The sequence below is a fragment of the Aedoeadaptatus nemausensis genome (assembly GCF_903819165.1).
GTDB lineage: Bacteria > Bacillota > Clostridia > Tissierellales > Peptoniphilaceae > Aedoeadaptatus > Aedoeadaptatus nemausensis.
The window spans coordinates 299,918-313,853 of the sequence record NZ_CAIJCS010000019.1 but is presented as its reverse complement, the minus strand read 5'-3'; the positions used below and the strand labels follow the sequence as shown (position 1 = coordinate 313,853).

Annotated in this window: 14 protein-coding genes; 12 read left to right on the top strand and 2 right to left on the bottom strand. The window is 50.2% G+C overall.

What is annotated here, in order from left to right; genetic code table 11:
* The first annotated feature begins 292 nt into the window (after positions 1 to 292).
* The 3 genes from serC to PEPTYR26121_RS06140 are packed head-to-tail and all read left to right on the top strand — an operon-like array spanning position 293 to position 3,793.
* Positions 293 to 1,378, top strand: a complete 1,086-nt coding sequence (gene serC, locus PEPTYR26121_RS06150; protein ID WP_180500282.1) for a 3-phosphoserine/phosphohydroxythreonine transaminase — start codon at positions 293 to 295, stop codon at positions 1,376 to 1,378.
* On the top strand, positions 1,371 to 2,558 hold the full coding sequence (locus PEPTYR26121_RS06145) for a phosphoglycerate dehydrogenase (protein ID WP_180500281.1): 1,188 nt from the start codon (positions 1,371 to 1,373) through the stop codon (positions 2,556 to 2,558). The genes serC and PEPTYR26121_RS06145 overlap by 8 nt, the downstream gene beginning before the upstream one ends.
* Before the next feature lie 8 nt (positions 2,559 to 2,566).
* Positions 2,567 to 3,793 carry a DUF1015 domain-containing protein gene (locus PEPTYR26121_RS06140; RefSeq protein WP_180500279.1) on the top strand — a complete coding sequence of 409 codons (1,227 nt, stop codon included), beginning with the start codon at positions 2,567 to 2,569 and terminating at the stop codon, positions 3,791 to 3,793.
* 44 nt (positions 3,794 to 3,837) lie between these two features.
* Here the strand turns inward: PEPTYR26121_RS06140 and PEPTYR26121_RS06135 are convergent, their stop codons facing one another.
* Positions 3,838 to 4,971 (bottom strand): CAP and S-layer homology domain-containing protein, encoded by a 1,134-nt coding sequence (locus tag PEPTYR26121_RS06135; RefSeq protein ID WP_180500277.1) that lies wholly within the window; start codon positions 4,969 to 4,971, stop codon positions 3,838 to 3,840.
* 45 nt (positions 4,972 to 5,016) lie between these two features.
* Positions 5,017 to 6,345 (bottom strand): hemolysin family protein, encoded by a 1,329-nt coding sequence (locus PEPTYR26121_RS06130; protein WP_180500275.1) that lies wholly within the window; start codon positions 6,343 to 6,345, stop codon positions 5,017 to 5,019.
* A 119-nt stretch (positions 6,346 to 6,464) separates the two neighbouring features.
* Between PEPTYR26121_RS06130 and PEPTYR26121_RS06125 the strand changes: the two genes are divergently transcribed.
* The 9 genes from PEPTYR26121_RS06125 (at position 6,465) to PEPTYR26121_RS06085 (ending at position 13,909) form a co-directional block, all read left to right on the top strand.
* A complete protein-coding gene (locus PEPTYR26121_RS06125; RefSeq protein ID WP_180500273.1) occupies positions 6,465 to 7,724 on the top strand; it encodes a M18 family aminopeptidase in 1,260 nt (419 codons plus the stop codon).
* A 21-nt stretch (positions 7,725 to 7,745) separates the two neighbouring features.
* Complete coding sequence (locus PEPTYR26121_RS06120) at positions 7,746 to 8,786, top strand: alpha/beta fold hydrolase (RefSeq protein WP_180500271.1); 1,041 nt, start codon at positions 7,746 to 7,748, stop codon at positions 8,784 to 8,786.
* A 68-nt stretch (positions 8,787 to 8,854) separates the two neighbouring features.
* The gene (locus PEPTYR26121_RS06115; RefSeq protein WP_180500269.1) at positions 8,855 to 9,169 is read left to right on the top strand and encodes an MTH1187 family thiamine-binding protein; all 315 of its coding nucleotides are present in this window, start codon (positions 8,855 to 8,857) and stop codon (positions 9,167 to 9,169) included.
* A 12-nt stretch (positions 9,170 to 9,181) separates the two neighbouring features.
* Positions 9,182 to 9,958 (top strand): Mrp/NBP35 family ATP-binding protein, encoded by a 777-nt coding sequence (locus PEPTYR26121_RS06110; protein ID WP_180500268.1) that lies wholly within the window; start codon positions 9,182 to 9,184, stop codon positions 9,956 to 9,958.
* A gap of 10 nt (positions 9,959 to 9,968) precedes the next feature.
* Positions 9,969 to 10,904 (top strand): alpha/beta hydrolase, encoded by a 936-nt coding sequence (locus PEPTYR26121_RS06105; protein ID WP_180500266.1) that lies wholly within the window; start codon positions 9,969 to 9,971, stop codon positions 10,902 to 10,904.
* A 189-nt stretch (positions 10,905 to 11,093) separates the two neighbouring features.
* The gene (gene pyrF / locus PEPTYR26121_RS06100) at positions 11,094 to 11,807 is read left to right on the top strand and encodes an orotidine-5'-phosphate decarboxylase (protein ID WP_180500265.1); all 714 of its coding nucleotides are present in this window, start codon (positions 11,094 to 11,096) and stop codon (positions 11,805 to 11,807) included.
* Positions 11,804 to 12,430 carry an orotate phosphoribosyltransferase gene (gene pyrE / locus PEPTYR26121_RS06095; protein WP_180500263.1) on the top strand — a complete coding sequence of 209 codons (627 nt, stop codon included), beginning with the start codon at positions 11,804 to 11,806 and terminating at the stop codon, positions 12,428 to 12,430. Before pyrF ends, pyrE begins: the two co-directional genes overlap by 4 nt.
* Before the next feature lie 9 nt (positions 12,431 to 12,439).
* Positions 12,440 to 12,871 (top strand): YkvA family protein, encoded by a 432-nt coding sequence (locus PEPTYR26121_RS06090; RefSeq protein ID WP_246285907.1) that lies wholly within the window; start codon positions 12,440 to 12,442, stop codon positions 12,869 to 12,871.
* A gap of 9 nt (positions 12,872 to 12,880) precedes the next feature.
* Positions 12,881 to 13,909: an S-layer homology domain-containing protein gene (locus tag PEPTYR26121_RS06085; RefSeq protein ID WP_180500262.1), complete on the top strand. Its 1,029-nt coding sequence runs from the start codon at positions 12,881 to 12,883 to the stop codon at positions 13,907 to 13,909.
* The last annotated feature ends 27 nt before the right edge of the window (positions 13,910 to 13,936 follow it).

Here is a 13,936-nt window from a genome sequence, read left to right as displayed (position 1 = left end):
TGCACGGAAAATGTATAAGTCCTTAGGCTATGAAGAGGTCGGCATCGTGGACACCACCTTTAACGGCATCGCCGGCGTGGAATTGGTGCTTCTGGAAAAAATGGCGAAAACAGAATAAAATGAAATAAACTCTCGCAAGCTTCGCGGGAGTTTTTATGTGGAAAATTTTGGTCCTGAAAATGTATATTTTAAATAAGTCATTGTAAGATTTGAAAGAGAGGCGTATAATGATGAAATACCGTTAGCAATTTATAACGGTAAAGCGAAAAAGAATTTGTTTCAGGAGGTTACCATGGAAAGAGTACTTAATTTTTCCGCAGGGCCGTCGACCCTTCCCGTCGAGGTTCTGGAAAAAGCATCTAAGGAAATGATGAACTTTAAGGATAGCGGCATGTCCGTAATGGAAATGAGCCACCGAAGTTCAGAATACGGCGCGATCCAAGCGGATGCCAAGGCGTCCCTTCGATCTCTTCTTTCATTGGACGAAAAACACGACGTCTTATTTTTACAAGGCGGCGGTTCTTTGCAATTCACAATGATTCCCTTAAATTTACTCTCCGAGGAAGATTCTGCATCCTACGTAATCTCCGGCTCCTGGGCGAAGAAAGCCTATAAAGAAGGGGCGAAGTTGCGAAAGATGAATGTATTGTCGTCTTCGGAAGAAGGCGGCTTTTCTTATTTTCCGGAGATTTCCACAGAAAACATGAAGCCGACGGATAAATACATCTACACCTGCGTCAACAATACGATTTACGGAACTCGCCTTGCACCGGAAAAATTTTCGGCGGTGGACGCCACCTTGGTCTGCGATATGTCGTCGAATATTTTAACGGAATCTTACGACTTCAATAAGCCCGGCCTTATTTTTGCCGGGGCGCAAAAAAATCTTGGGGCAAGCGGCGTTACCGTCGTCATCTTAAATAAAGAACTCCTCGCCACAAAAGAAGGGGAACTTCCCACCATGCTCGATTACAGAACCCACTTGGAAAAAGACTCCATGTTCAATACGCCCCCTTGCTACAATATTTACATTTGCGGCTTGGTTCTGGACTGGGTGAAGCGCATGGGCGGCGTCTCGGCCATGGAGGCGCGCAATAAGGAAAAGGCGAAGCTTTTATATGACGCCATCGACAACAGCGATCTCTTTAAAAATAATATTCCTGGCTGCGATCGCTCCCTTACGAACGTGGTCTTCGTCACGGGATCGAAGGAATTGGACGCCGATTTCGTAAAGGGTGCCAAAGAAAAGGGCATCGTCAATATTAAGGGCCACCGAAGCGTCGGCGGCATGCGGGCCAGTCTCTACAACGCCATGGAACTTGAAGGCGTCAGGAGATTGGTAGATTATATGAAGGAGTTTGAACGGAACAATGGCTGAATTTACTACGGATAAAAAGAAAGTTTATAAGATAAAAACCATCAATAATATTTCCGAGGAAGGGCTTAAGCTCTTGCCGGATAATTTTATCGCCGGGCCCAATATCGACGATCCCGACGCGATCATCGTGAGAAGTGCCGATCTTCACGATTACGAGTTTACGCAAAACGTGCGCTTTATCGGCAGAGCCGGCGCCGGAGTAAATAATATTCCCGTGGATCGCTGTTCGGAGCAGGGTATCGTGGTGAGCAAGGCACCGGGAGCCAATGCCAACGGGGTGAAGGAGCTGGCGCTGACGGCTCTCCTTTTGGCCTCCAGGGATATTTTAGGCGGCATCGACTGGGTGCGGGATTACGATAAAGACGATATTGCAAAGGCCGTGGAAAGCAATAAAAAGCGCTTCGCAGGCCCTGAACTTATGGGAAAAACCCTGGGGATCATCGGTCTCGGCGCCACGGGGCGCAGAGTGGCGAAAATGGGCATCGATATGGGCATGGAAGTTTACGGATACGACCCCTTCCTCTCCATCGGAAACGCCCTTCACCTGGATACTCGCGTCAATGTAGTGGAAGAGGCGAAGGATTTATTTAAAGTGAGCGACTATATTACGATCCATATTCCCTACACTCCGGATACGAAAAATTTCGTAGGGGAAGAACTCCTTTCCGTGGCAAAGGACGGCATGCGCCTCATCAATATTGCCCGGGGCGGTCTCGTGGATTTAAAGGCCCTGAGAAAGTATTTGGAAGAGGGAAAAGTGGCGAAGTATGTAGTGGATTTCCCGGATCCCGAGTCCATCACGCTCCCCAATACTATCAACATTCCTCACCTGGGCGCCTCCACGCCGGAGAGCGAGGAAAATTCGGCGAAGATGGTGGTGCGCCAAGCGGTAGATTACCTCACCAACGGCAATATCCGCTGCTCCGTCAACTTCCCGGACACCAATATGGGCGTGTGCAAAAGTGCGGCTCGGGTCACGGTGAATCACCGGAACATTCCCAATATGATCGGGCAAATTACGGCGGTGCTTGCAGAAGAGCATATAAATATCGCCAATCTTTTAAACCGCCACCGCACGGAATGGGCGTGCACCATGATCGATGTAGACTCTCCTGTCAATGAAGAACTTCGGGAAAAAATCCTCGCTATCGACGGCGTGGTGCGGGTTCGCTTTATATAAGGTGTATTATGGTTAAAATCAGAGCATTTCGGGCCATTCGCCCAAAAGAGGAGTACGCAAAAGAAGTGGCCGCCCTTCCCTACGATGTCTATTCCGTAGAGGAAGCGCGGGAAGAAATTCGTCGCCACCCGAAATCTTTCCTGCAGGTGGATCTTCCGGAGGCCACCATCGAAGGCGATGTAGAGGGTTCGGTCAATAAAATCGGAAAGAAGCATTTCGATCGGCTCGAGGAAGAAGGCATTTTTTACAGAGAAGATTCTCCCTCCCTTTATGTCTACGAATTGGAAAGAGACGGCCATAAGCAGCGAGGCTTAATGTGCCTCGCCTCTGTGGACGATTATCTCGACGATAGAATTAAAAAGCACGAAAAGACCCGTAGGGAAAAAGAAGAAAATCGCGTGGATCATATCGACACGTTGGACGCTCAAACCGGGCCCATCTTTTTAACCTACCGTAGTCAAGAATCAATCGATGAATTAATCGACGAGTCGACGAAAAAAGAGCCCTTGGCCTTTACCACCGATGATGAGACGACGCATCGCCTCTGGACCATCGACGACGAGAGCATTATTCAAAAGATCGAGGAGAATTTCGAGTCCCTGGATTCCCTCTACATCGCCGACGGCCATCACCGCTCCGCATCGGCGGTGCGGGTCGGTGAAATGCGCAGAAAAGCCTACGGCCCCGGGAACGACGAGACCCCTTACAATTATTTTATGGCCATTGTCTATCCCTCCGAGGAATTGAAAGTTTACGATTATAATCGGGTGGTGGCCGACTTAAACGGCCTGACGATTGATGAGCTTCTCGAAAAAATCGGCGAAAACTTTTCCGTAGAAGAAGAAACAGCCGCAGTTCATCCCCGCGAGAAGGGCGAGTTCGGCATGTTTGCTGACGGCAAATGGTATCGCCTGCGCTACAAGGGCGAAGCTATCGACGATGTTATCGACGGCTTGGACGTTTCCATTTTACAAAACTTTTTGCTCGCCCCCGTCTTGGGCATCGGCGACCCGAGAAGCGACGAGCGCATCGACTTTGTCGGCGGTGTGCGCGGTTTAAAAGAATTGGAGCGCCGAGTGAATGAGGACATGACCATCGCCTTTTCCGTGTATCCTACATCCCTCGAAGATTTAATGGCCGTGGCCGATGCCGGCAAGGTTATGCCGCCGAAATCCACTTGGTTTGAACCGAAACCGAGAAGCGGCCTATTTATCCATCCTTTGGAAACGAAATAGAAAAAAGAATCCCCCTTTCCTACATGGAGAGGGGGATTTTGCGTTTATTTATAAAAACTCATGGCGACGACGAGAATGCCCGTGTTCGGGTAATCTTTGTCACCGTATGTGTTATCCGCGTAATTTCCGCAGGCCACGAAGCGATTCTCCGGATCGAGAATATTGGCGCGGTGGCTCGGGCTCGCCATCCAAAGGCGGAAGGATTCTTCGGCGAGAAATTTAGGATCGGCGAGATAGGATGGATTCTTCCCATCGCCATAGGGCAAGCCGTACATTAAGAGATTTTCTCCGAGATGGGGACGGGGATCGAAGGGAAGATAATCGAAGGCGGTGTAAAAAGGCGCGCCGTCTGTTCGCTTATGGCGGTGGCCTTTTATGCGGATGTCGCCGTATTTCGCCAGTTCCTCGGCGCGAGTTTTCGTGCCCCGCTCCAGAGAGATCATGTATTGCAGAGGTTTGAGATTGTTATTTCTCCGCACATCGTTTATCAGACGGAGCATCTCTTCCCGGTAAAGAGCCTTGTCGAAAGTAGAGCCCTCATTAAATCCCTTCATCTGCTGCAGATACAATCCCTTCGGTGAGGGGGTGTACTTTATTTTCCTCTCGGGGTCCGACATTTCCCGGGCGTCGTAAAGGGTGGTAAAGACGTGGCGGCGGAGGGCAGGTGTATTCGCTGGAAAGGACGAGACGGAAAATTCGAAGGATCCCGCCAGTTCCATCCAGCCTGAAGGCCATGGAATAAAGGCTATATCCTCCGGGCTCGTAGCGGGCGCCGCCATAAGACAGGCGATTTTCGCCACCTCGCCATAACTTACCGGTCTGTCCGGGCGAAAGCTCCCGTCTTCATAGCCCGCCAGTAGGGGAAGTTTGCCCTTATCCGCCAGGGAGAGGGCGTTAATAAACCCGTTGGCCCAGTGGTTTTCCTTTACGTCGGCGTAGGGGCTCTTTTTATACTTCATAGCCGAGGCATCTTCCCGTCGATCTTCCAGACTGACGATCACCTTGGCCAGTTCTCCTCGGGTAATGGGGCGATCCAAAGACAGGCCCGTGCCGTCCCCCTCTACGACACGGTTTTTAACGAAATGCTCGATCTTCTCCTCCTCTCCCACCTGCTTCGCAAAGGCGGGGAGGGGAAGGGCAAGTAGGAAAGCGAGGGCAAGTAAAAATAGTCGTTTCAAATATAGCTCCTTATAAAATGAGCGGCTCGAAAGCCGCTTAAAAGTTTAGGCCTGTTCTTCCTCTTCTTCCAAGAGCTTGATTTCCACGCGGGAAATGCGCTTGTCGGAAACGGCGAGGGTGGTGAGGCGAATGGAATTTTTGTAAAGGACACTGTGTTTTTTCGTGTCTTCCGGCTCGGGAATAAAGCCTAGAAGCTCGATGGTAAGGCCGGAAATAGTTTCGTGGTTTTCGCTTTCCAACTCGATATCCAGCTCCTCATTAATAGTATCCAGTTCCATCATGCCGTCGGCGACATAAGTGGAATTATTTACTTTCAAAATGGGGGGCATATCGTCGTCATATTCGTCCTCGATTTCGCCGACGATTTCTTCGACGATGTCCTCGATGGTGACCATGCCGGCCAGCCCGCCGTATTCGTCGATTAAGATGGCCAGGTAATTTTTCGTGTTTTGAAGTTCCTGAAGCAGGCGGTCGATGTTTTTCGTCTCCGGCACGAAGTAAGGTTTCTTCATGACCTTGTCGATGTCGATGGTTTTGTAATCCTGCTTGGCGTATTCCACGAATAGGTCCTTAATGTAAATCGTGCCTACGATATTGTCCGGTCCGTCGCGGTAGACGGGCACCCGGGAATACCCGGATTCCAGCATATCCTGAATCATGTTTTTATCGAAATCGTCGTAATCGATCATGTACAGAGAAGTGCGCGGTGTCATGATTTCATAGGCGAGTTTGTCGTCGAAGGCCATAATATTGACCATCATGACCTCGCCGCTTTCGTTGATGACGCCGTGTTGATGGCCTACGCGGAGATAGCTCTTTATTTCTTCCTCGCTGATATTTTTCTCCACGTCTTCGGAATATTTTCCCGTGGCCTTTAAGACGAGGGTGGTGGAAAGGGCGAGGAAGCGAATGTAGGGAGAGGCGATCTTATAAAAGAAGGCGATAAATCCTGCGGATTTCAGCGCCGTCTTTTCAGTGTGTTGAAGAGCTACTCGCTTGGGTACCAATTCTCCGAAGACCAAAGTAAGATAAGAGAGAATAAAGAGGATTAAAATAAAGGCGATGGTGCCGGCGTAGGGGACGCCGAGAGATGCAATGCGATAGGCCAAAAGGGCGCTCAAACTTCTCGCCGCAAGACCTGCGGAGAAAAATCCCGCTAAAGTCATTCCCACGCGAAGGGAAGAGAGGAAGCGGGTCTGGTCTTCCGTCAATTGTAAAAGAGTGGCGGCGCGCTTGTCTCCCTCTTCGGCCATATCCTCGATGCGTTGGCGATTTAAAGACACCATGGCGATTTCCGCCGATGCAAAAAAACCGTGCACGACGGTAAGGGCGACGATGAGTATCAGTTCCGGTACGAGATCGGCAATTTCCATTTAAATAAAATCCTCCTTTATATACATTAGATTATACCCCGAAAAAGGGGAGTGTGCGGGAAATATCGTGGAATCACCGAAATTTTTGCTATACAATGAGAAAAGAGAAAGGAGAGCATATGGATATTCAAAAATTCATGGACTTTATCGACAAAAGCCCCACCTCTTATCAGGTGGCGCGTCATTTTATAGAAGAGGCGGAAGGCTTTACGCCCTTAAATCCCGAGGATGCCTGGAACTTGGAAGAGGGGAAAAGATACAGTATGGTCGTCGACGACGGCGGCATTCTGCTTTTCCACTTAGGCAGTTTGAAAGAGGACGAGATGGCCTTTAAGGCGGTGTTGAGCCACACGGACAGCCCGCTCTTGAAGCTGCTCCCGGGCGGCGTACACGATTTTGACGGCGGCGTGCGCTTCGACGTGGAACCTTACGGCGCCATTATTCGCTCCACCTGGTTGGATCGTCCCCTTTCTTTGGCGGGACGGGTCCTCGTGGAAGATAATGGAGTGAAGAGCATTCCGTTGGATTTCGGATACGCTCTGGCTACCATCCCCAATCTTGCGCCCCATCTTCATAGAGAAGTGAACACGGGCCACGTCTACGAGCCGGGGAAGGATCTTGTGCCTCTCGGCGGCGAAAGCTTTAAGGACGGAGGATTTTTAAGGGAACTGGCTCATGTGGCCGGCGTGAAAGAGGACGCTATTTTAGATTACGATCTTTATTTTTACGCCGCGGAAAAATCGGAGACCGTGGGCAAAGAGGGAGAATGGCTTTCCGCTCCCCGATTAGATAATCTCGCCACGGCCTACCCGGCTTTTCGCGCCCTTATGGAAGCGGAGAAGTCCAAGGCGACGATCATGCTCTATATTACAGACAATGAAGAAGTAGGAAGCTTGACGAAAAGCGGCGGAGACAGCAGTTTTTTTGCCAATGTATTAAAGAGAATCACCCTCCCCGCCGGGGAAGAGGCTTTTTATCGCGCCCTTTCACGCAGTTTCTTAATGAGCGCGGACATGGCCCACGCCTATCACCCGAATTACTTGGATCGCTCCAATCCCTCGGCGTCGCCGAAGCTCGGAGAGGGCGTAGCCATTAAGACCGGCGCCGCGAGAAGTTACGCCACCCAAGGCCATAGCAGCGCCCGCTTTAAATCTCTGATGAAAAAACAAAACCTCAAGGTGCAATACTTCGCCAATCCCCACGGCCAACGGGGCGGATCCACCATCGGGCCTTTGAGTGTGCGCCATGTAGACATCGAAGCCATCGACGTGGGCATTGCCACATGGGCCATGCACTCCCTCAGGGAAGTGGTCCACGTACGGGATGTAGAGGATTTTTATAGCGCCATGAAGGCGTTTTACGAAGACGACAACTTTTAAACAGTAGAAAGAGAGGCAGTTGTGGGACGAAAGAATAAACAATGGTTAAAGGGCGCCCTGGCAGCAGGGGCTATCCTCCCTCAATTGGCACGCCGAATGGACAAGGTGCGCACGGATAAAGCCTATTATCGCTGGGTAGAAGAGGGCATGAATGACGACGCACTTCTTTTGAGTGCAAGCGACCATCGGGAAGAGGGGATTTACCCTTCGATTGTAGACGGTCTTCCCCTGGCCTTTACGATAATAAAGGCGGAAGATCCCAAAGGGCTCGTGCAAATCATTCACGGTGCCCAGGAACACAGAGGCTATTATTTAGATTTCGCAGCAGCCTTGGCGAAGGAAGGCTATACGGTTTTCCTTTCGGATAATCGGGGCCACGGCGATTCCGTATCGGCGGATCACCCCAGGGCCTATATTTCTTCCATCGACGATTTGCTCGTGGATCAGTACAGTCTGACCGTGTATTTCAAGCGCCGCTTTCCCGGCCTTCCCCTCGCCCTTTTCGGCCATTCTTTCGGCTCTTTAATCGCCAGAAACTATATTATGGATCACGACGACATGATCGATAAATTAATTTTAACGGGCGTCGTCTGCTATCCGCCCTCGGCAAAAATCGGCCTGGCCTTCGGCAATATCGAGCGCTTTTTTACAAATGGCAAGCGAAGAGGCGCATTGGTGACCATGATGGACTCGAAGACCAAGGCGGCGTTGAATACCATCAGCAACAGTCCGGAGTTTTTAGATTCCTTTAAAGAAGACGAAAAACTCGTTACTCATTATTTAAACGGCGGCGCCATGGCCATTTGGGAAGCGGCGAGCCGATTAAAGGATTGCCGTCGCTATAAAGTGAAAAATCCGGGTCTCAAGGTACTCGCTTTAAACGGATCGGAAGATCCCCTGACCGGCGGCGTAGAAGGCCTTACGGATACGGCGAACACTTTTTATAATTTAGGGTATAGAGATTACGAAAACCGGGTATTCCCCCTTATGAAACACGACCTTCTCCACGAGGAGGCTACGGAATATGTTATGAAGGATATAATCGGTTTTTTGGAGAAGTAATAGAGCACGATTTTAAACGCGAAAACATCAGCGTGACAGTTCGTCGCGAGAAATTTTTGGAGGTTAATATGGCCGTTGTAGAACTTACACTTATTCCCATCGGAACGGAATCCACTTCCTGCAGTCCCTATGTGGCAGCAGCATACGATGCCGTCAAAGATAATGACAAGGTCGAAATTCGTCTCAATCCCATGGGCACCGTCTTGGAAGGGGACATCGACGAGCTCTTCGCCTGCGTGCGGAAAATGCAGGAGGCCGTCTTTGAATCCGGCGCCGACCGTGTCTATTCGGTGGTTAAAATCGACGATCGACGAGACAAGAAGGGCAATCTGGATCAAAAGATCAATTCCGTTATGGATAAGGTCATGAATTCTGAAAAGTAGTTAGGAAGTATTATGGAGAAAAAACAATCACTTAAAAAACCTTTAAACGAACACTCGAAGATAAAACACACCATCGCCGTGTTGAGCGGCAAGGGCGGCGTGGGGAAATCTATGGTGACCGGGCTTATGGCCTCTGAAATGCGTCGCCGGGGCCATAGCGTCGGCGTATTGGATGCGGATATTTTAGGCCCCTCCATCCCGAAAATTTTCGGCGCCGACGAGCAGGTCTTTCAAACGGAAAAGGGCATTCGCCCCATTAAGACCTCTACGGGCATCGATGTTATGAGCGTGAATCTGATTCTGGATTCCCCGACGGACCCGGTGCTTTGGCGGGCGCCCGTAGTGGGAAATATGCTCACCACCTTCTGGAGCGATGTTTATTGGGGAGAGAAGGATTATCTCTTCGTGGATATGCCGCCGGGAACCGGGGATGTAGCCCTTACGGTGTTCCAAACCATGTCCATCGACGGGATTATCATCGTCACCTCGCCTCAGGATTTAGTGGCCATGATCGTAGAAAAAGCCCTTAAAATGGCGAAGATGATGGGCATTCCCGTGGTAGGCATTGTGGAAAACATGCAGTACTTTATCGCGCCGGACACCGGTGTGCGCTACGATATTTTCGGCGAAAGCAAGACGAAAGCCATCGCCGAGGAGAAAGGCATTCCCTATTTAGGCGGCCTTCCCATCGATCCGAAACTTGCCGAAGCGGCGGACCGGAGCAGTATTGAATTTTATGAAAACGAGGGATTAAAGACCATCGGCGACAAGGTGGAAAAATTCAAATAAAAAGGTGGCTATGAATAAGGTATTAAGAGCTGTCATCATCGTACTCATCGTCGTTTTAATTGCCTTTACAGGTTTTTCTTTCTATATCGGGGGACAGGTATTCGACGGCTTTTCCAATGCGGTCAGCAGAGAGGAAACGGTAAAAAATTCGAAGGGTTTTATAGAGCGGATCGGTGAACTTAAAAACAAGTATGAGGTGAAAGAACTTCAAATTGAAGATCCCGAGGATTCATCCCGGATTCCGGCTCTCTATATAAAAAAAGCGGGCAACAAAAATGTCGTATGTATGGTTCACGGCATGGGCGGAACCAAAGAAACTTTGGCTCCTCTTATGGAAGGCTTTTTACAAAAAGGTTTCGATGTACTAGCTTATGACCAACGAAACTCCGGGGAGAATCAAAAAGAATATAATACCTTCGGGGTTTTGGAATCCCGAGATGCTCTGGCGATCTTAAATTATATTGCCCCCGCCTACAAAGGCGGCAAGGTGGCCTTATGGGGCGAATCCATGGGAGCTCTTACGGCCGTTCTGGCGGCGGGAGAAGACGATTCTCTAATCGATTGCCTTATACTGGATTCGCCGGTCTCCGACGGGCGCGTTATGATAGAAAATGAAATGGCGTCCATTGCCGAAAGTCAGAACATTCCCATAGACTATCTATCGGCGACGGGAAGTCTTTATTCAAAGTTTAAGATCGGCGTGTCCTTCAAGGATATGGACGGCGTTCGCGCTATGAAAAAGATCTCGAAACCTGTCTTAATTACGAATTCAAAAGACGACAAGCTGACGCCGCCTTCCATGGCGAATGATTTATTCTCCGCCGTAAGCCACGATCAAAAGAAAATGGAGACAGTAACCGGCTACAAACATGCCACATACCCTTATAGAAAGAATGGTGAGTATATGAAGACGGTAGGCGATTTTTTGGATCAATATTTCCAATAAGCCGACCTGCCATCGACCATAACAGCTTACGGTTCGTCCCTCGGGGACGATTCCGACCTTAATTTATAGTGATATCTGACGGCGCCCTTCGGGGCGTCTTTTCTTTTACTTAACTTTTTACGGTTTTACCCATGGGGTATTTCGGTATATACTAAATGAAAAGAAACAAGGATTAAAAAGGAGCGCTGCATGAAATCTGATCTTATTATCGCCCTGGATTTTCCATCGGAGGAAAAGGCGTGGACGTTTTTAGGAGGCTTTAAATCTTTAGAAGAAAAACCCTTCGTCAAAGTAGGCATGGAACTCTTTTACGCCGCCGGTCCGGAATTTGTAAAGAAACTGAAGGCGGAAGGCTATCGGGTCTTTTTAGATTTAAAACTCCACGATATTCCCAATACGGTGGCGGGGGCCGTGAACTCCCTCAAAGGTTTAGGCGTCGATATGCTTACGCTCCACGCATCGGGCGGGCGGGAAATGTTCGCCCGCGCGAAAGAAGCGGTAAAAGATTTAGAGCATCCTCCCATTCTTCTCGGGGTGACGGTGCTTACCTCCTTTTCCGACGAAGGGCGTAAAGAGGCGCTCCTCGGCGAGAGCCGAAGCGTAGAAGAAACCGTAGAGGGGCTTGCTGAAATGGCCCTTTCCGCCGGCTGCGACGGCATCGTCTCCTCGGCCATGGAAGGGGAGTATTTGAGGAAGACCATCGACTCTCCTTTCCCCCTCGTATGCCCGGGCATTCGCCCGAAGGGGGCGAGTGCCGGGGATCAAAAGAGGGTGGTTACGCCGGAAGATGCGCGGAAAATAGGCGTCGATTTTATCGTCGTAGGTCGTCCCATTACAAAAGCGGAGGATCCCTTAAGCGCTTACCGCACTATTCGACGTGATTTTTTAGGAGGTAATGAATGAAATCTGTTTGCGATATTTTACTTAAGATCGGCGCCGTCAGCCTTTCGCCCAACGAGCCTTACACTTGGGCGTCGGGAATCAAGAGCCCGATTTACTGCGATAATCGCCTGATTCTTTCCTATCCCGAGGAGCGAAAGATCATCGAAGAAGGCTTAGCCGAACTTGTAGAAAAACATTTCCCCGAAGCCGAAGGGATTCTAGGCACGGCGACGGCAGGCATTCCCCACGCGTCCTATGTATCATGGATTTTAAATAAACCCTCGGGCTTTATTCGCGGGAAGGCGAAAGACCACGGGAAGAACAAGCGCATCGAAGGTGCCTTTAAAAAAGGAGAGAAGGTCGTCGTCATCGAAGACCTTTTCTCCACGGGAGGCAGCTCCATCGACGCCGCTAAGGCTTGTGAAGCGGAAGGGCTGGAAGTCCTCGGCATCGTGGCCATTTTCAGCTACGATTTAAAAGTGGCCGAGGAGAACTTTAAGTCGTCGGGCTTTAACTACGTTTCTCTCGCCAATTTCCCGGAACTGGCCGACGTGGCGGTGGAGAGCGGAAAACTCACCGAAGAAGAGCGGGATCGCCTCAATATGTGGCGTCAAGATCCCTACGACAGCAGCTGGATTCACTAGGAGGTTACTATGTGGGAATCCATACTTAACAGCAAATCTCATCGTGCGCAGAGGATCATATCCGATCCCGAGCGGATGGAACGATTGGCCAAGGACAGTTTTTCCCTTATAAGGGGAAAGAAAAAATTTTCCGAAGTGCAATCGGAGGCGGTGCTTCTCATCAACATGGTGAAGGACACGGTGAAGGGACGTTACAAGGGGCTCGGCAAGAAGAATGTGATCATGATCGTGGCCGGTCTTTTATATCTCGTCAATCCCATGGACATCGTCCCCGATTTTATATTCGGCATCGGCTTTGCCGACGATCTCGGCGTTCTCGTCTACGTAATTTCCAGATTATCTGAAGAGATCGCCCGGTATCGCCAATGGAAAAAGCCACAGAAAGAGGAAGTGGAAACTCCCGATTTGGAAGGATACACCGTCATCGAAGAAGACGCATAAGGAGGGCTTATGAAAAGGTTAAGTGCGGCAATAGTTTGCCTTTTGCTCTGGACGACGCCCGTCTTGGCAACGGATATGGAAAGTGTAGGTACCGAAAATGAAGTGAAGACCGGTGAGATTACCATTTCCCGCGAGCTTGCCGTAGAAAAAGAGAAACCTCACGGGGTATTTATGGATCCCATTCTTACAGGAAGTCGATCGGTGACGGGTTTCAGTGCGCCGAACGCCAATGTAACCATTTACGACGAAAAATCCGTCGTCATCGGAAGTGGCACCAGCGACGAAAACGGACACTTTCAAATTACGCTGACCCGCGCCATTCAGATCGGCGACGTGCTCGTGGCAAAGGACGATCGGGACGGCGAATTTAAGGCGCCGGCGGAAACTTTGGCGACCATCGAACGTCGCGCCTATATTTCCGGCCATCGCCACTACATGAACCCCAATGCCGTCGTGAGCCGAGGGGAAGTGGCCATGATGGTGGCCCGCCTGCAAACCGGTCGGACGAGCTTTAAGAGAATGAGAAGAAGCGGTTTTCGCGATTGTTCAAATGGCTGGTACACAGCCGCCGTGGATCACGTGAGTCGGAAGGGCGTCTTGAGAGGTTATCCGGACAATACATTCCATCCCAATCGCGGCATGACGAGGGCGGAATTTGCCGCCATGCTCTGCCGCCTGATGCCTGCGAGCCAATCTACGAATCATCCCTTTAAGGACAGCTACGGCCACTGGGCGAGCCGCTCCATCGGAAGGGCCTATAACAGCGGATGGATCTCCGGCTACGGCGACGGAAAATTCCATCCCAATCGCCGGGTCACGCGGGCGGAAGCTGTGGCCATGTTGAACCGCGCAGTAGGAAGGAATACGAAAGCCGAAAGTTTCCGAGAAGCCACACACATGGATCGCATGATAAGCTTTATCGACGTGCGCCCGAATCACTGGGCATATTACGATTTGCTGGATGGCGCCAATACCCATCGGGTAATGAAAAAACAAAACAAAAAGGACGTCGATCGTTGGGTACAAGTAGGAAAATAGAAAAAGCCCCCGAGAGGGCTTTTTTTA